The following is an 18,983-nucleotide window of genomic DNA, read 5'->3' as shown; positions in this document are numbered from 1 at the left end:
ATGCTCCTGGCCTTGCTGCGCCAGTACCTGCAGCCGTACCGGCGGCCGGTTGCGGCGCTGATGATGCTGCAGCTCATCAGCACCCTGGCGTCGCTATACCTTCCGACGATCAACGCCACGATCATCGACGACGGCATCGCCAAGGGTGACACCGCCACGATCATCCGGCTGGGCATGGTGATGCTCGGGGTCACCGGGTTGCAGGTGCTGTGCGCGGTGGCCGCGGTCTACCTCGGCTCACGGACCGGGACGGGTTTCGGCCGGGATCTGCGCTCGGCAATGTTCGAGCACATCATCACCTTCTCGGAACCGGAGAGAGCCCGATTCGGTGCGCCGACGCTGCTGACCCGCAGCACCAACGACGTCCGGCAGATCGTGTTCCTGGTCCAGATGACGGCCACCGTCCTGGTCACCGCGCCGATCATGTGCATCGGCGGGGTCATCATGGCCGTCCACCAAGAGGCCGCGCTGACGTGGCTGCTGCTGGTCAGCGTGCCCGTCCTGGCGGTGGCCAATTATCTGATCATGGCGCGCATGCTGCCCTTGTTCCGGCGCATGCAATCCCTGATCGACGGGATCAACCGGGTGCTGCGCGACCAACTGTCCGGTGTGCGCGTGGTTCGCGCGTTCACCCGCGAGCAATTCGAATGTGACCGGTTCGCCCAGGCCAACGCCGCGCTGTCGGAAACCGCGCTGGGCGCGGGTAACTGGCAGGCGCTGATGCTGCCGGTGACCACCCTGACCATCAACGTGTCCAGCGTCGCGGTGATCTGGTTCGGTGGGCTGCGCATCGACCGGGGCCAAATGCAGGTCGGCTCGCTGAGCGCCTTCCTGTCGTATTTCGCCCAGATCCTGATGGCGGTGTTGATGGCGACCATGACGCTGGTGGTGCTGCCGCGAGCGTCGGTGTGCGCCGAACGCATCACCGAGGTGCTGTCCACCTCCCCCGCCGTCACCAACCCGCGACACCCCAAATACCCAACCGACGGGGTCATCGGCGTGGTCCGCCTACGCGGCGCATCGTTTACCTACCCTGGAGCGGGCCGCCCTGTGCTGCAGGATATATCGTTCACCGCTCGGCCCGGCACCAGCACCGCAATCGTGGGTAGCACCGGATCCGGCAAGTCGACTCTGGTGTCGCTGATCTGCCGGCTCTACGACGTCACCGACGGCGCCGTCCTCGTCGACGGTGTCGACGTGCGCGACTACCACACCGAGCGACTCTGGGCGGCGATCGGTCTGGTGCCTCAGCGTGGCTACTTGTTCTCCGGCACCGTGGCCGACAACCTGCGCTACGGCGCGGCCCCACAACAGGTCGTGACCGAACCGGAGATGTGGGAGGCGCTGCGGGTCGCGGCCGCCGACGATTTCGTACACGGGCTGGGAATGCGCGTCGCCCAAGGTGGCATCAACTTCTCCGGTGGGCAGCGGCAACGGCTGGCCATCGCCCGGGCGGTCATCCGCCGTCCCGCCATCTACCTGTTCGATGACGCCTTCTCCGCGCTGGACGTGCACACCGACGCCAAAGTCCGCGCGGCCTTGCGTGAGACGGCCAGTGGAGCAACGATCATCGTTGTCACACAACGGATTTCGACCGCAGCCCAAGCCGACCAGGTGATCGTCGTCGATAACGGCACGATTGTTGGCGCCGGGACCCACGAATCGTTGCTGGCCGACTGTGCCAGCTATGCGGAGTTCGCCGCCTCGCAGTCGGTGAGCGCCGGGGTCGGGGGCCCGCGGTGAGCGCACCCATCGGCGCGCGGCCCCGCGCCGCGGCCCCGGCCCCCACCCGGTCGCGGGATTTCTGGGGGTCGGCCGCGCGGCTGGTGAAACGCCTTGCGCCGCAGCGCCGGCGCGCCATTGCGGTGATCACGCTGGGCGTCACCGGCACCGCGATCGGGGTGGTCGTTCCGCGGATCCTCGGCCACGCCACCGACCTGCTGTTCAACGGCGTGATCGGGCGCGGGTTACCGGCCGGACTCACCAAGGCGCAGGCCGTCGCCGCGGCCCGGGCGCGCGGTGAGGACACCTTCGCCGACCTGTTGTCCGGGATGAACGTGGTGCCCGGACACGGTGTGGACCTGGGCGCGGTGGCGCGCACCCTGGCGCTCGCGCTGGCCCTGTATGTGGTTGCCGCACTGTTGATTTGGGCGCAGGCCAGAATGCTCAACGTCACCGTGCAGCGCACCATCACGGCGTTGCGCCGCGACGTCGAGGACAAGGTGCACCGGTTACCCCTGAGCTACTTCGACCGCTGCCAACGCGGGGAGTTGCTGAGCCGGGTCACCAATGACGTCGACAACATCCAGTCGTCGCTGTCGATGACGATCAGCCAGCTGGTGACGTCGATGCTGACCGTGCTGGGAGTGCTGGCGATGATGGTGTCGATCTCGCCGCTGCTGGCGCTGATCACGCTGCTGACCGTGCCGCTGTCGCTGCTGGCGACGCGCGCGATCGCGCGACGTTCACAGCGGCTGTTCGTGGCGCACTGGACCAGCACCGGCCGGCTCAACGCCCACATCGAAGAGACCTACAGCGGGTTCACGGTGGTCACGACGTTCGGCCACCGGGCCGCGGCACGCGAACAGTTCCACCGGCTCAACGACGACGTCTACCGGGCCAGTTTCGGAGCGCAGTTCCTCTCCGGTTTGGTGCAACCGGCGACGACCTTCATCGGCAACCTGGGCTACGTTGCGGTCGCCGTGGTGGGTGGCCTGCAGGTGGCCACCGGGCAGATCACGCTGGGCAGCATCCAGGCGTTCATCCAATACGTTCGGCAGTTCAACACCCCGATTGGCCAGGTGGCCGGGATGTACAACACGCTGCAGTCCGGGATGGCCAGCGCCGAGCGGGTGTTCGACCTGCTCGACGAGCCCGAGGAATCACCGGAGCCCCGCCCGGCGCCGCGCCGGCCGGTCGGCCGGGTGCCGACCGGGCGCGTCGAGTTTGCGCACGTGAATTTCGGCTACCGCCCGGGTCACCCGGTCATTCATGACCTGTCGCTGCTGGCCGAGCCGGGCAGCACGGTGGCCATCGTCGGGCCGACCGGAGCGGGCAAAACCACGTTGGTGAACCTGTTGATGCGGTTCTACGAGGTCGATTCCGGCACGATCCTGATCGACGGGGTCGATATCGCCTCGATGAGCAGGCAGGCGCTGCGATCACGAATCGGCATGGTGCTGCAAGACACCTGGCTCTTCGACGGCACGATCGCGGAGAACATCGCCTACGGACGGCCGCAGGCCAGCATGGACGAGATCGTCCAGGCCGCCAAGGCGGCCTACGTCGACCGGTTTGTCCATACCCTGCCGGCCGGTTATCAGACCCGGATCAGCGGCGACGGGGGCACCGTGAGCGCCGGTGAGAAACAACTGATCACCATCGCGCGTGCTTTTCTGGCTCGCCCGCAGCTGCTGATCCTGGACGAGGCCACCAGCTCGGTCGATACCCGAACCGAGGTGCTGATCGCGCGAGCGACCAGTGAACTTCGCCGGGATAGAACGAGTTTCATTATCGCCCACCGTCTTTCGACGATCCGCGATGCCGACCGCATCGTGGTGGTGCAGGCGGGCAGGATCGTTGAACAAGGCAAGCACGCCGAACTGCTGGCCCGCCGCGGCGCCTACTACCGGATGACCCAGGCCTGACCGAGCTCTCAAGAAGTTGTCCAGGATCCGCCAAGCGGCGGGCCGGAAGCTGAGGTCACCAAGCCGGAAAACCTACCCAGCAAAGGACCTCAGCAATGTTCTCACCACGCATTACCGCAGCGCTGACCACCGCGGTCGGGGCCGTCGCCGTCGGGCTTGCCGTCGCCACCGCCGGCACCGCCTCGGCCAGCACCGCCGACGTCGCCTTCATCGAGCAGATGGAGTCGGTGGGTGTCACCTTCCCCTCGCCCCAGTCGGCCGTGCAACAAGGCCACCAGGTGTGCGCGGAGCTGGCCGCCGGCGAGACGGGCAGCCAGATCGCCAGCGAAATCCTCAGCCAAACCAACCTGACCGCCAAGCAGGCCGCGTACTTCGTCGTCTACGCCACCAAGGCCTACTGCCCGCAATACGCCAGCCAGCTCACCTAGCCGGCCCGTCATGCGGGGATCCCGACAACCGGGATCCCCGCATGTGTTGCATTCTCGGAGAGGCCGGCTTGGGGCTCGATCGTCAGTTCGTCGGGGGTCTCGGCGTTCTGACCGGCTGCTCCAGGCGTCGCATCTGGCTCATCTGCCCCATGTGTACCCGGTACTGCCGACATGCAAAGTGCCCGCCTTCAAGCGACAGCCACGGTTGTCGCTCGAAGGCGGGCACATCGCATATCCCTACCGTGCCGGAACGCGTGAGGCGGGTGAGACAAGAGGGAACGTGCACCTTGCGCACCGGATAGCTAAGCTAACTGGTCCCGCCGTTAAATTAGTTCGTCGGGGTTGGAACCAGGGTGACCCCGCGTGCGTGGCTGCCCTCTACGCCACCAGGTCGGTGGAAATCGACGTTCTACCGATCGCCGACGACACCGGCGAAATCGCCCGTATCGCAGACGAAATCGAAGGAGCCGCAGGCGAGTTCTCCCAGTTCGCGCAACTTCACGGCTTCAGTATTGATGGCGTGGACCTGCAGACCTCAGCACTCCCCGACGAATGGCGCGATCGACTGGTCAAAGTCCAAAACGAGAACACAGCCGCCCCATCGGGCCAGACACCACGCGTGACACGCCGAACGTGCAACCATGGCGGCCTTGCCCGGCGTGTCCCCGCCACCAGTGCACACTCGACGCAGTCAGTGCACCGAGAATCGGTCATCAATCAGCCCTTGGTGGACACCGAGACGTAATCGACGAGCATCGGCTGCCCGGAAACCGTTGCGGCGGTTGGGCCACCGCCGAACGCCGCCGGGAAGGCTCCGCCGATCGCCACGTTCAAGATGACGAAGAACCCGTGGTGGGTGGCGTTGCTCCAATCGGTCGCGGGGACCTGATCGGAGTTGATGGTGAAAAAGTTGTTGCCGTCCAGGTACCAGCGCAACTGCTCAACGCTCGTGCTGCGGTCGAATTCAACAGCGTAGGTGTGGAAACTGGTTCCGGCGCCCGGGACAGGGTGTTCGCCGGAGCTGATTCCAATGGGCTCGTTGAAGGGCGGACCGCCGCCCCAGACGCCGCCGTGCATAGTGGCCCACACCGAGCCGCGGCCATTGATGGCCTCCATGATGTCCAGCTCGCCGATGGTGGGCCAGTTGGTGGCGCCGACGGGCCGCGCCGCATCGCCGAGCGCCCAGAAGGCCGACCAGTAGCCCAGCCCGTTGGTGGTGTCGACGTCGGGCTGCCGAATCGACCCCTCGATGCGCAGCACGCCGCCGGTTGGCGCCGCAAAGTCTGTGCGCTGCGTCTCGATCCGGCCCGACGTCCAGTTGCCGGAGGCGTCCCTGATGGGCCTGATCGCCAGGTGGCCGTTACCGTCGAGGTAGACGTTATTGGTGCTGTTGGTCATCGTCTCGACCTCCCCGGTGCCCCAGTTGGGCGCTCCGCCGGGATAACTCGTGCCCAGATCGTAGAGCCAGTTCGCGCCGTTGACGCTCGAACCCGCGGGGCCGGTGAAGTCGTCGCGGAAAATTTCGGTGAAGCCGGCGCCACCGATGCCGCCGGCAGCGCCGTCGGCGCCGGTGCCGCCGTTGACGCCCGGTTGACCGGGGCTGCCAAACAATCCGGCCGCGCCTCCCGCGCCTCCGACGCCGCCGGCGCCGCCCTTGCCGCCGGCACCAACCACGCCGGAGGCGTCGGCTGGCCCCCAACCCCACCAGTGCCCCCAACCCCGCCGGCACCGCCGGTCCCACCATTGCCGAACAACAGCCCGCCATGACCACCGACCCCGCCCGCCCCGCCGGTGCCGCCGGCACCGCCCATCTGACCCGCGGCGCCGGTCGCGCCGGTAACCCCTGGTCCGCCGGCCCCACCGGTTCCGCCGTGACCGAACAAGCCCGCCGGCCCGCCGGCACCGCCGGCTTGTCCGGGCGCCCCGGATCCGCCATGACCGCCGCTCCCCCACAAGATCCCGCCCGGCCCCGGTTCGGCCGGTCCCAGGGCCCCGTCGGCGCCGTTGCCGATCAGCGGGCGCCCCAACAACGCGTTGGTGGGCGCATTGATCACGCCCAGGACGCGCTGCTCGAGGGTCTGCAACGACGAGGCATCGGCCGCCTCCGCGGCCGCATAGGCGACCGCCCCCGCGTCGAGGGCTCGCACAAACTGCTGGTGAAACGCCGCGGCCTCCGCGCTGACCACCTGATAGGCCTGCCCATGCTCGCCCAACAACGCCGCAATCGCCGCCGACACCTCATCCGCCCCCGCGGCCAACAGCTGCGTCGTCGACACCCGCGCCGCCGCATTGGCCGCATCAATCGCCGATGCCAACCTGACCAAATCCCCCGCCGCCGCCCCCACCCGCTCGAACCCCACCACCACATGCGCCATCAGACGGCTCCCCTCAGCTTCGGACCACTCACCCACACCGCAACATCGGCGCCGCCATCGCCGGCAAGACAGAGCGCGCTTGGTGTTCGACTCACCACCCGCGGCGCGTCGGCGACACTCGTGCAGGCACGGGCATAGGTCCTCTCTTCGATGACTTGGTCTTCGATGACGTGGTAGGTCTCGACGCAGAACCTATGTCCGGGTCCCATTTCCACCGGCTTTCAGGACGCATCACCACCGGAGGTCGAACGACAGCTGAGTCGGCGGCTGAGAGTTGCTGAGGATCAGCACCGAGCTCTGGTTGTTCACGTCGTCGTAGGGGAAGCCGTAGGCGAGGTTGTCGATGCTGTTGGCGTGGAAGAACTGTGCCCAGTTGTTCCACCGCCCTCCCGTTGGATAGTAGGCGGCGACGTTAGCCCATTCATCTGGTGAGGTCGCCACACCTCGGTTGAATGCCGCGTTGAGTTCGGCGAGGAACGCCCCCTGTTGGGCGGTGCCGACGAATGGTCCATTGGCGGCGAAGGTTTGCGCCGTCGTGGGCTTCGTCATCGCGTACATCGAGGTGCTGCCCCCGGTGGGGGTCACGCTGTACACGAACTGGCCGCTGGCGTCGACGTTGCCCTGCACCGTGTAACCGGGGCCGTCGTAGTTGAACTGGTTGGTCTGATAGGTCGTCCAGAAATCATTGATCGCTGGATCCAGCCAGGTGGCCAGGCCACCGGGCTGGGCGGTCCGCGGGGCCAAAATCCGCAGCGGACTGCCGGTGGCATCGTTGACGATCAAAGCCTGGAATTCGGCCGGGACCGTGGTCGTGAACTGCTGGAACACTTGGTCCCGCGACAAAAGCAGGCCACGGGTGTCCGCAAAGCCGGTAAAGTCCTGCGTCAGCGTGAATGAGAACGGGAACCCGAACTGGTCCACCTGGGTTGTGTTGCCGCCGAAGGGGACTGCGCCATATTTGTAGCTCAGCTCGTACCAGTCGTAGACCGTGGCGTAGTTCGGATCGGCAGGATTGGCCGGGTCGGGACCCGCCCAGCCCGAGTTGTCGGGGGCGATGCCGATATAGAGCGGCTGCTCCATCGACAGAAATATCCGGGCCCCTAGGAATTCGGACGGTATCGAGAGATTCCCCGTCTGGGCGAGAGTGAACGACATATTGGCGTAATTCACGCCGTTCTTCGTGAGGTGACCAGGGTCGTTGGCGGCGTTGTGGTCGAGCGCGTGGGCCACGCCGTTCTGGTCGATCCACGACCACTGACCGGGTGTCGTCTGGCCCAGTATGGTCAGGTAGATCTCGTCGTTGCTGAAACCGGTGTTGTTGGTGAAGGGGCCGAGGGGAAATCCGGTGAAACCGCCGGCAGCGCCGTCGGCGCCGGTGCCGCCGTTGACGCCCGGTTGACCGGGGCTGCCAAACAATCCGGCCGCGCCTCCCGCGCCTCCGACGCCGCCGGCGCCGCCCTTGCCGCCGGCACCAACCACGCCGGAGGCGTCGGCTGGCCCCCAACCCCACCAGTGCCCCAACCCCGCCGGCACCGCCGGTCCCACCATTGCCGAACAACAGCCCGCCATGACCACCGACCCCGCCCGCCCCGCCGGTGCCGCCGGCACCGCCCATCTGACCCGCGGCGCCGGTCGCGCCGGTAACCCCTGGTCCGCCGGCCCCACCGGTTCCGCCGTGACCGAACAAGCCCGCCGGCCCGCCGGCACCGCCGGCTTGTCCGGGCGCCCCGGATCCGCCATGACCGCCGCTCCCCCACAAGATCCCGCCCGGCCCCCCGGCCTGGCCGGTCCCCGGGGCCCCGTCGGCGCCGTTGCCGATCAGCGGGCGCCCCAACAACGCGTTGGTGGGCGCATTGATCACGCCCAGGACGCGCTGCTCGAGGGTCTGCAACGACGAGGCATCGGCCGCCTCCGCGGCCGCATAGGCGACCGCCCCCGCGTCGAGGGCTCGCACAAACTGCTGGTGAAACGCCGCGGCCTCCGCGCTGACCACCTGATAGGCATGCCCATGCTCGCCCAACAACGCCGCAATCGCCGCCGACACCTCATCCGCCCCCGCGGCCAACAGCTGCGTCGTCGACACCCGCGCCGCCGCATTGGCCGCACTGACCGACGAGACGATACGCACCAAATCCGAAGCCGCCGCCGCCATCGTTTCCGGCACCACAGTGACAAACGACATTCCGCACCTCCGCGCGACCCGTTTCAGGATAAGTCCTTGAATGTCATTGGTCACCGGGCGGCAAGCGGCACGAAACGTAAGCATGCCCGCGAATGGGTGACCATGTGGGGCATGGGAAGCGGGCTGCCGCGGGCGGGGGAGAGTTGCGCCCCGAGGTCGTGCGGGTGTTCGCGGGCGTGGTAGAGGTCGACGAGTTCATCTCACTCGCCTCAGGCCCGGCTCATTAAGCTCGGTGTTCGGCTGTTGACTCTGCGGCGTGGAAACGACGATGCAGCAAGCAGCCGTGGGCCCACAAAGGAGATGTCGATGAAGCGTCCGCCTCGCACCGTTGTCGCGGCCACCGCGCTCGCCGTCGCACTTGCGACCGGCGGCTGTGGAAGCAACGGGAACAAAGTCGCCACATCGCCCGGCACCACCGCCACCGGACCCAGCGCCGAGGCGGCGACGTTGGTCAAGCAGGCCACCGATGTCATGCGCAAAGTCACCGGGATGCACGTGCGCCTGGCGGTGGACGGCAACGTGCCCAACCTGCGGGTCACCAAGCTCGACGGGGATGTCTCCAACTCACCGCAGACCGTGGCCACCGGCACCGCGACGCTGCTGGTCGGTAAGAACAGCGAGGACGTGAAGTTCGTCTACGTCGACGGCCACCTCTACTCCGACCTGGGACAACCCGGCAGGTACACCGATTTCGGCACCGGCGCTTCGATCTACAACGTGTCGGTGCTGCTGGACCCCAACAAGGGCCTGGCCAACCTGTTGGCCAACCTCAAGGACGCGTCGGTGGCGGGCACCCAGCAGGTCAACGGCGTGGCGACCACCAAGATCACCGGGAAGTCCTCCGCCGACGACATCGCGACGTTGGCCGGTTCACGCGTGACCGACGAGACCGTCTCGACGGTGCCCACGACGGTATGGACGGCGTCGGATGGCTCCTCCCACCTGGTTCAGCTCCAGATCGTCCCGATCCCGAACACCGCGGTGACCCTGACGATGTCCGAGTGGGGCAAGCGGGTCACCGCGACCAAACCGGTCTAGCCCGACCGCCGGTGGAAAGGAATCACCCATGACGACGATGATGACCCGTCGGTTGGCGGCGGTTGTCGCGCGCCTCACCGCCATCACCGCGCTCACCATCGCGCTGGCTTCGCCGGCAGCTGCCGCCGAAACCTATGGTGCGATCGCCTACTCCGGCAACGGCTCGTGGGGCCGATCGTCGTCCTACCCCACCAGGGCGGCCGCCGAGGCCACCGCCGTCAAGTCGTGCGGCTATCCCGATTGCAAGGTGCTCACCAGCTTCACCGGGTGCGGCGCCGTCGCCGCGAAAGACCACGACTACCGCGGCGGAGTCGGCGCCGACCTGAGCGCCGCGATGAAAGACGCGTTGTCCAAACTCGGCGGCGGCTACATCGACACCTGGGCCTGCAATTAAGCGAGCACCACGCAACCCCACGAAAGCGCGGCGATAACACGAAGGCCGGTCTCTCGGACGTCCGTACGCTGCTGGCACACTCCCGCGTCGACGCCGCGATGACCGTCGCCGATAGCGCCGCCACTGCGCGGGCGCGGCGATCGCAACCACGAACCTGGCTCCCCGCCAAGACCATTGCGGCCCTTGCCAGGTCGCCCGCCGCAACGGCCCCACGTCGCTCCAAGAATTCGTGGAGGTAACGAAAAGGCCACCGTCCGAACCTTTTCTCAATGCCCCTCCGCACCCGCGGAACGAGAAAAGGACCAGACCATGACGACCAGCAAGATCGCCACCATCGCCAAGACCGCCGTGTTGACAACCGTCGCCGGCGCCCTGGCCCTCGGCCTGTCCGGCCCGGCCGAGGCGGCGTCGGGCACCATGTACGGCGACCCGGCGGCGGTGGCCAAGTACTGGCGGCAGCAGAACTACGACGACTGCGCGATCATGTCCAGCGCCGACGTCGTCGGTCAGATCACCGGCAAGGAGCCCTCCGAGCGGTCGATCATCAAGGTCGCCCAGGCCACCCCCAGCGCCACCCACCCCGGTTCCATCTACGTCAAGCCGGCCGACAAGAACGACCCGAACTCGGGCATGGGCACCGACCCGGGCGACCTGCCGACGCTGCTGGCGCACTACGGAATCCACGCCGTGAACACCGACGCTGACAGCGCCACCCAGACCGGCGTGGCCACCGGCATGGAGGCACTCGAGCAGTACCTGGGCAGCGGCCACGCGGTGATCGTCGGGCTCAACGCCGAAATGATCTGGAACCAGCCGGTGGACAGCAAAGGCCGCGACGGCCAGCCGCGGGCCGACCACGCGGTGGTGGTGACCGGTGTGGACACCGCCAACGGCATCGTGCACCTCAACGACAGCGGTAGCCCCGACGGCCGCGACGAGCAGATCCGCATGGACGTCTTCATCAGCGCGTGGGCCACCAGCGACTACTTCATGACCGTCACCCAAGAAACCCGTAAGTGACACCCGACAACCGCAACGGCGGGCCACCGGCCCGCTGTCGGCATGTTGGCATGGCTGCCAACGCAATTCGCGTGCCGTCTTGATGATCGTGTTGGCAGCACAGGCATTTCCGTGGCGGCGCGCAGAGCACGGTTATGCGGTCAGTTCTTACCCGATCTGGGCACTTCGTACCACAATGACAAGGAACTTTGTTGGCACCGTGGCCCATGGAGCCACGACCGACCGGAACGGCTGGTAGCGGCGATGGTGGACGGACGTCTCGAATTCGGTCTGCTCGGACCGTTGGAGATGAGCATCGACGGCACCCGGGTGCCGTTGGGCACGCCCAAGCAACGGGCGGTGCTGGCCATGCTGGTCATCAACCGCAACCGACCGGTGGGGGTCGACACCCTGATCACCGCCCTGTGGGAGGAATGGCCTCCGCCGGGAGCCCGGGCCAGCATCCACTCGTACGTGTCCAACCTGCGCAAGCTCCTCGGCGGCGCGGGTCTGGACCCTCGAGTGGTGTTGGCCGCGGCGCCGCCCGGCTACCGGCTCAGCATCCCCGACAACACGTGCGACCTCGGGCGGTTCATCGCCGAGAAGACCGCGGGCGTGCACGCGGCCGCCGCCGGGCGGTTCGAGCAGGCCAGCCGGCACCTCTCGGCGGCCCTTTCGGAATGGCGTGGGCCGGTGCTCGATGACCTGCGCGACTTTCAGTTCGTCGCCCCCTTTGCCACCGCCCTGGTCGAGGACAAGGTTCTGGCCCACACCGCCAAGGCGGAAGCCGAAATCGCTTGCGGACGGGCCGCGGCGGTGATCACCGACCTCGAGGCGCTGACCGTCGAGCATCCCTACCGTGAGCCGTTGTGGGCGCAACTGATCACCGCCTACTACCTCACCGACCGCCAATCCGATGCGTTGGGCGCATATCGGCGGGTGAAGACCACGCTCGCCGAAGACCTCGGCATCGACCCCGGCCCGACCTTGCGAGCCCTCAACGAGCGGATCCTGCGCCAGGAGCCGCTGGATGCCAGAAAGAGCGCCAAGACCACCGCCGCCGGCACCGTTACAGTGCTCGACCAGCGCACCATGACGTCCGGCCTGCAGGCCATCGCGAACCTCCACGACGTCGCCTCCGGCCGCGACTACCCGCTGCACTCCGCGGCGACTCGAATTGGGCGTCTTAGCGATAACGACATCGTCCTGGACAGCGCCAACGTCAGCCGCCACCACGCCGTCATCATCGACACCGGCACCAGCTACATCATCAACGACCTCCGGTCGTCGAACGGGGTGCACGTGCGGCACCAGCGGATCCGCGCCGCGGCCACGCTGTCCGACGGCGACCACATCCGGATCTGCGATCACGAGTTCATATTCCAGATGAGCGCCGACACCCGAAGCTGACATTGCCCTCCCCGGCTGCCTGGCGGATGTGGCGTCCACGCAACACTTTTCGCAGCGCATCACGGCCGCCGACAACACCCGGGCCCGACCGGGATCGGGTCTCATCCGGCCCGGGCGCCGCGGTTGCCGATTGCCACAACACTTTTCGTCACGTGTCGCGATGACTCGGGCCATGGCACGGCGGAGCGCTGCCGACGAATCGGTGCCGGCGAAGCCCGCCGGCACCGCCGGTCAGATGTGGCGTTTTGGTGCGGTTGGGTTGGCGAGGGCTTACCGTCATGGTTACCGTCATGTTGCTGGCCCGGTGGTTGTGCTCGATGCGATGCCGCACGCTGTTGGTAGTCTCGGCGGGATTTGGGTTGGTTGAGGAGGATCAGCGATGAGCGAGGCTGCAGACTCGCGGGTGGGGTCGATGTTTGGGCCCTATCGCCTCAAGCGGCTGCTGGGCCGCGGCGGGATGGGCGAGGTCTACGAGGCCGAGCACACGGTCAAGGAGTGGACGGTCGCGGTCAAGGTGATGACCGCCGAGTTCAGCAAGGACCCGGTGTTTCGCGAGCGGATGAAACGCGAGGCCCGCATCGCCGGGCGTTTGCAGGAACCCCACGTGGTGCCCATCCACGACTACGGCGAAATCGACGGCCAGATGTTTCTGGAGATGCGCCTGGTCGAGGGCACCGACCTGGACAGCCTGATCAAGCGCTTCGGCCCGCTGACCCCGCCGCGCGCGGTGGCCATCATCACCCAGATCGCCTCCGCCCTAGACGCCGCCCACGCCGCCGGGGTCATGCACCGCGACGTCAAACCACCCAACATCCTGGTCACCCGCGACGACTTTGCCTACCTGGTCGACTTCGGGATCGCCAGCGCCGCCACCGACGAGAAGCTGACCCAGTTGGGCACCGCGGTGGGCACCTGGAAATACATGGCCCCCGAGCGGTTCTCCAACGACGAGGTGACCTACCGCGCCGACATCTACGCGCTGGCCTGCGTGCTGTATGAATGCCTGACCGGAACCCCGCCCTACCGCGCCGACAGCGCGACCATGGTAGTCACCGCCCACCTGATGGACCCGATCCCCCAGCCCAGCGTCGCGCGCGCGGGCATCCCCAAGGCCTTTGACGCGGTGATCGCGCGCGGCATGGCCAAAAAGCCCGAGGACCGCTACGCCAGCGCCGGCGATCTCGCGCGGGCCGCCCACGAGGCGCTGAGCACCCCCGATCAGGACCACGCCGAAGACATCCTGCGCCGCAGCCAGGAAGCCACCCTGCCCGGCACCGCCCTGGCCCCGCAGCCGAGCCCACCCGCCTACGCCCCGCCCCCGACCACGCCGCCCGGCCAGCAGTCGTACACGCCGTCGTATGCCGACCAGTTCAGCTCGGGGCCCGTCCCTGCCGGCCAGCCCGCGTGGACCCCGGCGAGCGGCCCCATCCCCGCGACAAGCCACAGCGCCCAGTACTACCAGGGCGGCGGCTGGGGCACCACGCCGCCGGGTGCCCAGCAACCGGGCGGGCCACCATCGTGGAGCCAGCCCCCGCGCGGCCGCAACCCCTGGCCGATCGTGGCCGGCGTCGCCGCCCTGGTGGTCGTCCTCATCCTTGCCGGGATCGGCATCTGGATAGTCGCCAGCTCCGACAAGACCCCGAAGGCGTCCGACGTGACGACGCCGGTCACCAGCCCCAGCAAGTCGACTTCCACCACATCGAGTTCGGCGCCGACCACCACCCCGACCGGCGATCCCCAGAGCAGACTGCTCAGCTTGCTGCCGTCCGGCTACGCCAGCGGCACGTGCACACCAACCACCCCGAAGCCCGACAGCGTGTGGACCGGGGCGGTGGCCATGGTCGACTGTGGGCAAAACTCCAACCAGGGTGGACCAAGTCGCGCGGTCTACGGGCTATTTCCCAACCTCAGCGCGCTGAAACAGGCCTTCAACGACGACATCGCCGCGGTGGAGCTGGCCAACTGCCCTGGGGAGGGACCGTCACCGGACGGCTGGCACTACGAGAAGGACCCAACGGTGACCGTCGGCATGATCGCCTGCGGCACGTACAAGAACCACCCGAACGTGATCTGGAGCAACGAGCCCAAGCTGATGCTCAGCGACGTCTTCGGGGATCCCGCCACGCTCGAGGACCTGCACAACTGGTGGGCGAAGTACGGCTGATTCGACGGCAGGTTCCCGGAAACCGTCGGGTCGCGACGGCCCAGGAGGCGGCCGCGTATGCACGAATCACTCAGCGGCCCAACAGTATTGGCTAGCGCAAATCCACACTGGAGGCTGGGTATGGAGCACGGCACCGATCCGGTTGGGTCGGGCGTTTCGCGGTTGGAGCTGCGGTCTGCTGGGCGTACCTGGCATGCCACCGCCAACCGGGTGTGGACGATCGGTCGTGCCGGGGATGCCGACATCCGCCTGGACAATCCCCGGGTGTCGCGTGAGCATGCGGTGCTGCAGCCCACGGCCGGGGGGTGGGTTTTGGTCAACCGCAGCCGCAATGGGATGTTCGTGGCCGGGCGGCGGGTGGAGCGGTTGACGGTTGACCAGCCCGTCACGGTGGTGTTGGGATCGGCGTCCTCGGGGCAGCCGGTGGAGCTGTACCCGGCCGTGGTGGCCGCTGCGGCCCCGGCGAGCCCGTCGGCGGGCGACCCGACGCGGCCGACGCTGCAGACCACGGTGGCCCGCCCACCCACGGCGGTGCACGCCATCGACCAGCTGGTGGTCACCATCGGGCGGGCACCCGACAACGACGTGGTGCTCGACGACTTGCTGGTCTCCCGCCGCCACGCGGTGCTGCGCCGCTCGGGCAGCCAGTGGGAACTCGTCGATCGCCACAGCGCCAACGGAACCTACGTCAACGGCAACCGGATCCAGCGCGCGGTCATCGGACCCGACGACATCGTCGGTATCGGCCACCAGCTGCTGCATCTGTCCGGTGATCGGCTGGTGGAATACGTCGACACCGGCGATATCTCCTATGAGGCGTCCAACCTGCGGGTGGTCACCAAGAAGGGCCGGGTGTTGCTGGCCGATGTCAGCTTCGCGCTGCCTCAGCGCAGCCTGTTGGCGGTGGTAGGACCCAGCGGCGCCGGGAAATCCACCCTGCTAGGGGCGCTGACCGGGTTCCGCCCGGCCAGCAGCGGCTCGGTGCGCTACGACGAACGCGACCTCTACGACAACTACGCCGAGCTGCGCCACCGCATCGGGTTCGTACCCCAAGACGACATTCTGCACACCCCGCTGACGGTGCGGCGGGCGCTGAACTACGCCGCGCGGCTGCGGTTCCCCCAAGACGTCTCCGCCGCCGAACGCCAGCAGCGCATCGCCGAGGTGCTCACCGAACTGGGGCTGGCCGCCCAAGCCGACCAACGCATCGACAGCCTCTCCGGCGGGCAGCGCAAACGCACCAGCGTCGCGCTGGAACTGCTGACCAAACCCTCGCTGCTGTTCCTCGACGAACCCACCTCCGGCCTAGACCCCGGCTACGAGAAATCGGTCATGCAGACCCTGCGCTCGCTGGCCGATGACGGCCGCTCGGTGGTGGTGGTCACCCACAACATCGCTCACCTGAACATGTGTGACCGGCTGCTCATCTTGGCCCCCGGCGGCCGGCTGGCCTACTTCGGCCCGCCGCAACAGGCGCTGAGCTACTTCAACTGCACCGACTTCGCTGACCTGTTCACCCTGCTCGAACACGACACCGCCACCGACTGGACCGCCCGGTTCAACACCTCACCGCTGCGCGCGGCGCTCACCGCCCGCCCGGCCCTGCCGGCGCGGCCACCCGCGCCCGCCCCGGCCACCAAACCGCTCGCCCAGCAAAGCGCGCTCACCCAATTCGCCATCCTGTGCCGCCGCTACCTGGCGGTCATCGCCGCCGACCGCCAATACGCCATCTTCCTGGTGGCGCTGCCGGTGCTGCTGAGCCTGTTCGCCCACGCGGTACCCGGGGACGCCGGACTGTCGCTGGCCAAAGCCATCGAACAAAAATCCACCCAACCCTCCCAACTACTGGTGCTGCTGATCATCGGCGGCGCCCTGATGGGCGCCGCCGCCGCCATCCGCGAAATCGTCAAGGAACAAGCCATCTACCGCCGCGAGCACGCCATCGGCCTGTCCGCCGGCGCCTACCTGGCCTCCAAACTGGTCGTGCTGGGCGCGCTGACCACCCTGCAAGGCCTACTCCTGGGCTTCCTCGGCCCAGCCTTTCTCCCGCCACCCGACACCTGCTTGCTGTGGCCGTCCGGCAGCGACACGCTGAAACAACACATCGGCAGCGTCGAGGTGGCGGTGGCGGTGGTCGCCGTCACCGTGGTCTCGATGATGATCGGCCTGCTGATCTCGGCGCTCATCGGCAATGCGGACCGGGGTATGCCGCTGCTGGTGCTGGTGGTCATGGCCCAGCTTGTCTTGTGCGGCGGCATGTTCCCGGTGCACCACCGACCCCCGCTCGAGCAACTGGCCTGGCTATCCCCGTCACGGTGGGCCTACGCGATGGGCGCCTCGACGATCGGGGTGAACTTCATCCACCCGGGCGAGGAGGATCCGCTCTGGGAGCACGACCGCGGTCACTGGCTGACGGCGCTTGGCATGTGCGGGGTGCTGGCGGTCGTGACGGTGATCCTGATCGCGGTTCAGCTCAGGCGGCTCGACCCCCAACGCAAGGCCCGAAGGTAACCGGCAACCGCCGGCTTTGCTCTTTGCTCCGGCTGCCGGTGCGGCGGCCGGATCGACCGGCGCAAAACCAGTTCACAGCTATACCGGCCGATAGCACCCGGCTTACGATGGGCGCCGGACTGTGGTGCCGCCTGCAGATGAGTTTGCCCGCGGCGACGTGTCGTTGTCGTTGCCTCAACGAAGGAGATGTCTATGAAGCTCTGGTCTCGGGCCGGTGTCGCGGCCGGGTCGGCCTTGACGGCAGGCGTGGTCGCGACGGCACTCATGCTCGCCGGCTGCTCCACCTCGGACCACGGCAAGGGCGCATCGACCGCCCCGGGGAATGTCGACGCCGCGAGCACCATCACGCGGGCTGCCGACGCCATGCGCCAGGTCACCGGAATGCATGTGAGCCTGACGGTGCGGGGCTCGGTGCCCAACCTCGCGGTGACCAAGCTCGACGGCGACATCTCCAGCACCCCCCAAACGGTCGCGACCGGCACGGCGACGCTGACCGTCGGCAAGAACACCGTTGACTCCAAGTTTGTCTACGTCGACGGCCACCTGTATTCCGACGTCGCGGAGCCAGGCACGTACGCCGATTACGGCAACGGCGCGTCCATCTATGACGTTTCGACGCTGCTCGACCCCAACCGCGGCCTGGCCCACCTGCTGGCCAACGTCCACAACGCTGCGGGGGCCGGCAGCGAGCAGGTGAACGGCGTGGCGACCACCAAGATCACCGGGAAAACGCCATCCGACGATATCGCGACGCTGGCCGGAGCGCGCCTGAGCCCCCAAGACGCGCAGCTGACACCGACCACCGTGTGGATCGCCTCGGACGGGTCGTACCACCTCGTCAGGATCGAAATCGCGCCGGTCCAAAACGGGACGGTGACGATGACGATGTCCGAATGGGGCAAGCGGATCAGCGCAACCAAACCGGTGTAGCCGTCACCGCATCCGTGAACCCCCGTTCGTTTTCAGCACTCGCCGGACACCGACCCTGGAAAGGATTCTCAATGACCGCTCTTCAACGACGAGCTGCGGTTTCAGTGACCAACGTGGCAGCGGTGACGGCGATGATCATCGCCCTGGCCCCGGCAGCGGGGGCCGATACCGTCGTCGGTGCGATCGCATACTCCCCGTCCGGCAAGGTGTTCGGACGGGTCAAGGACGCCCCGTCGAGGGCCGCGGCGGAGAGTGCGGCGCTCAGCGCGTGCGGCTACGCCGACTGCAAGGTGCTGGTCACCTTCACCGAGTGCGGCGCCATCGCCGAGAACAGCCGCGGTGACCACGCGGGCGGCTACGGGCCCACGCTGGCTGCGGCGGAGAAGGACGCCATCAATACGCTTGGTACCCCCGGCTGGATCGGAACCTGGTACTGCAACTGAGGGTTGGCTGGGGTCCGAGCTCCGCCCCGGTGGGATTGCCGGGCCAGTAGCTGGTTGACCGCCGCGGGCGGCCGTGCGGCGCAGCCCTGCCGGCGATCCTGATCGCGGTTCAGCCCAAGCGCGACGTTCAGGGATGCCTGATGACCAACGGGATCCCGCTGACAGCCAACGGGCCGCACGTGAGCTGAACCGAAAGCAACCGATATCCGATGTAGTACACCGCGTATGACGATGCCCGCCGGGCGGCGGCATGCCAGCGCGCCGGCACCATCGCGGCGAACCCGACCAGCACGGTCATGGCGAACACGACGACGTGAGCCCCGGTGTCGGTCGCGGCAGGGGTGCGCATCTGGCTCTCCTTCTCCGATTCGGCATCCGCGAAAAGCCTCTGCGCGTGTGCTTGCCGCATCCTCGACGAATCCTTGGGGTCGCCAATGACCGACGCCGCACCCGACCACGGGC

The 18,983-nt window shown here is 67.7% G+C and carries 15 protein-coding genes and 2 pseudogenes; 13 read left to right on the top strand and 4 right to left on the bottom strand.

Going from position 1 to position 18,983, the window contains the following annotated elements:
* From G6N20_RS02385 to G6N20_RS20750, 4 genes are all read left to right on the top strand, one after another.
* Positions 1–1,743, top strand: a complete 1,743-nt coding sequence (locus tag G6N20_RS02385; RefSeq protein WP_083052450.1) for an ABC transporter ATP-binding protein — start codon at positions 1–3, stop codon at positions 1,741–1,743.
* On the top strand, positions 1,740–3,647 hold the full coding sequence (locus G6N20_RS02380; RefSeq protein WP_083052451.1) for an ABC transporter ATP-binding protein: 1,908 nt from the start codon (positions 1,740–1,742) through the stop codon (positions 3,645–3,647). Before G6N20_RS02385 ends, G6N20_RS02380 begins: the two co-directional genes overlap by 4 nt.
* 95 nt (positions 3,648–3,742) lie before the next feature.
* On the top strand, positions 3,743–4,075 hold the full coding sequence (locus G6N20_RS02375; RefSeq protein ID WP_083052454.1) for a DUF732 domain-containing protein: 333 nt from the start codon (positions 3,743–3,745) through the stop codon (positions 4,073–4,075).
* 367 nt (positions 4,076–4,442) lie between these two features.
* Positions 4,443–4,820 carry a hypothetical protein gene (locus G6N20_RS20750; protein ID WP_197745491.1) on the top strand — a complete coding sequence of 126 codons (378 nt, stop codon included), beginning with the start codon at positions 4,443–4,445 and terminating at the stop codon, positions 4,818–4,820.
* On the opposite strand, the gene G6N20_RS20415 is transcribed toward G6N20_RS20750, so the two are convergent.
* From G6N20_RS20415 to G6N20_RS22080, 3 genes and pseudogenes are all read right to left on the bottom strand, one after another.
* Positions 4,793–5,473: a LamG domain-containing protein gene (locus tag G6N20_RS20415; RefSeq protein WP_170300367.1), complete on the bottom strand. Its 681-nt coding sequence runs from the start codon at positions 5,471–5,473 to the stop codon at positions 4,793–4,795. The two genes, G6N20_RS20750 and G6N20_RS20415, sit on opposite strands and share 28 nt — an antisense overlap.
* 132 nt (positions 5,474–5,605) lie before the next feature.
* Positions 5,606–6,450 (bottom strand): annotated as a pseudogene (locus tag G6N20_RS20410) (PE family protein); the annotation flags it as partial.
* A gap of 231 nt (positions 6,451–6,681) precedes the next feature.
* Positions 6,682–8,632, bottom strand: a pseudogene (locus tag G6N20_RS22080) (glycoside hydrolase family 64 protein).
* A 92-nt stretch (positions 8,633–8,724) separates the two neighbouring features.
* Between G6N20_RS22080 and G6N20_RS21675 the strand changes: the two are divergent.
* From G6N20_RS21675 to G6N20_RS02320, 9 genes are all read left to right on the top strand, one after another.
* The gene (locus G6N20_RS21675; RefSeq protein ID WP_263992299.1) at positions 8,725–8,859 is read left to right on the top strand and encodes a hypothetical protein; all 135 of its coding nucleotides are present in this window, start codon (positions 8,725–8,727) and stop codon (positions 8,857–8,859) included.
* Between the two features lie 79 nt (positions 8,860–8,938).
* Positions 8,939–9,670 carry an LppX_LprAFG lipoprotein gene (locus G6N20_RS02355; RefSeq protein WP_083052385.1) on the top strand — a complete coding sequence of 244 codons (732 nt, stop codon included), beginning with the start codon at positions 8,939–8,941 and terminating at the stop codon, positions 9,668–9,670.
* 28 nt (positions 9,671–9,698) lie between these two features.
* On the top strand, positions 9,699–10,064 hold the full coding sequence (locus G6N20_RS02350) for a DUF4189 domain-containing protein (protein ID WP_083052374.1): 366 nt from the start codon (positions 9,699–9,701) through the stop codon (positions 10,062–10,064).
* A gap of 309 nt (positions 10,065–10,373) precedes the next feature.
* The gene (locus G6N20_RS02345) at positions 10,374–11,084 is read left to right on the top strand and encodes a C39 family peptidase (RefSeq protein WP_083052377.1); all 711 of its coding nucleotides are present in this window, start codon (positions 10,374–10,376) and stop codon (positions 11,082–11,084) included.
* A gap of 243 nt (positions 11,085–11,327) precedes the next feature.
* On the top strand, positions 11,328–12,473 hold the full coding sequence (gene embR / locus G6N20_RS02340; protein WP_083052379.1) for an ATPase/transcriptional regulator EmbR: 1,146 nt from the start codon (positions 11,328–11,330) through the stop codon (positions 12,471–12,473).
* A 379-nt stretch (positions 12,474–12,852) separates the two neighbouring features.
* Positions 12,853–14,637, top strand: a complete 1,785-nt coding sequence (locus tag G6N20_RS02335) for a serine/threonine-protein kinase (protein ID WP_163662771.1) — start codon at positions 12,853–12,855, stop codon at positions 14,635–14,637.
* 120 nt (positions 14,638–14,757) lie between these two features.
* Positions 14,758–17,148 (top strand): FHA domain-containing protein, encoded by a 2,391-nt coding sequence (locus G6N20_RS02330; protein ID WP_142272228.1) that lies wholly within the window; start codon positions 14,758–14,760, stop codon positions 17,146–17,148.
* A 192-nt stretch (positions 17,149–17,340) separates the two neighbouring features.
* Positions 17,341–18,078 carry an LppX_LprAFG lipoprotein gene (locus G6N20_RS02325; protein ID WP_083052382.1) on the top strand — a complete coding sequence of 246 codons (738 nt, stop codon included), beginning with the start codon at positions 17,341–17,343 and terminating at the stop codon, positions 18,076–18,078.
* A gap of 104 nt (positions 18,079–18,182) precedes the next feature.
* On the top strand, positions 18,183–18,521 hold the full coding sequence (locus G6N20_RS02320; protein WP_232065415.1) for a DUF4189 domain-containing protein: 339 nt from the start codon (positions 18,183–18,185) through the stop codon (positions 18,519–18,521).
* A gap of 127 nt (positions 18,522–18,648) precedes the next feature.
* Here the strand turns inward: G6N20_RS02320 and G6N20_RS02315 are convergent, their stop codons facing one another.
* Entirely contained in the window at positions 18,649–18,870 is a 222-nt protein-coding gene (locus G6N20_RS02315) for a hypothetical protein (RefSeq protein WP_142272229.1), read from the bottom strand.
* Positions 18,871–18,983 lie beyond the last annotated feature (113 nt).

It is taken from the genome of Mycobacterium shinjukuense (assembly GCF_010730055.1).
GTDB lineage: Bacteria > Actinomycetota > Actinomycetes > Mycobacteriales > Mycobacteriaceae > Mycobacterium > Mycobacterium shinjukuense.
This window is presented reverse-complemented; position numbering and strand designations above follow the sequence as displayed.

What these genes read in the sequence shown, in the direction of transcription:
- G6N20_RS02385 (WP_083052450.1), top strand. Translation starts at nt 1, where the DNA reads ATGCTCCTGGCCTTGCTGCGCCAGTACCTGCAGCCGTACCGGCGGCCG.
- G6N20_RS02375 (WP_083052454.1), top strand. Translation starts at nt 3,743, where the DNA reads ATGTTCTCACCACGCATTACCGCAGCGCTGACCACCGCGGTCGGGGCC.
- G6N20_RS20415 (WP_170300367.1), bottom strand. Translation starts at nt 5,473, where the DNA reads ATGACCAACAGCACCAATAACGTCTACCTCGACGGTAACGGCCACCTG.
- G6N20_RS21675 (WP_263992299.1), top strand. Translation starts at nt 8,725, where the DNA reads ATGGGTGACCATGTGGGGCATGGGAAGCGGGCTGCCGCGGGCGGGGGA.
- G6N20_RS02355 (WP_083052385.1), top strand. Translation starts at nt 8,939, where the DNA reads ATGAAGCGTCCGCCTCGCACCGTTGTCGCGGCCACCGCGCTCGCCGTC.
- G6N20_RS02350 (WP_083052374.1), top strand. Translation starts at nt 9,699, where the DNA reads ATGACGACGATGATGACCCGTCGGTTGGCGGCGGTTGTCGCGCGCCTC.
- G6N20_RS02345 (WP_083052377.1), top strand. Translation starts at nt 10,374, where the DNA reads ATGACGACCAGCAAGATCGCCACCATCGCCAAGACCGCCGTGTTGACA.
- embR (WP_083052379.1), top strand. Translation starts at nt 11,328, where the DNA reads ATGGTGGACGGACGTCTCGAATTCGGTCTGCTCGGACCGTTGGAGATG.
- G6N20_RS02335 (WP_163662771.1), top strand. Translation starts at nt 12,853, where the DNA reads ATGAGCGAGGCTGCAGACTCGCGGGTGGGGTCGATGTTTGGGCCCTAT.
- G6N20_RS02330 (WP_142272228.1), top strand. Translation starts at nt 14,758, where the DNA reads ATGGAGCACGGCACCGATCCGGTTGGGTCGGGCGTTTCGCGGTTGGAG.
- G6N20_RS02325 (WP_083052382.1), top strand. Translation starts at nt 17,341, where the DNA reads ATGAAGCTCTGGTCTCGGGCCGGTGTCGCGGCCGGGTCGGCCTTGACG.
- G6N20_RS02315 (WP_142272229.1), bottom strand. Translation starts at nt 18,870, where the DNA reads ATGCGCACCCCTGCCGCGACCGACACCGGGGCTCACGTCGTCGTGTTC.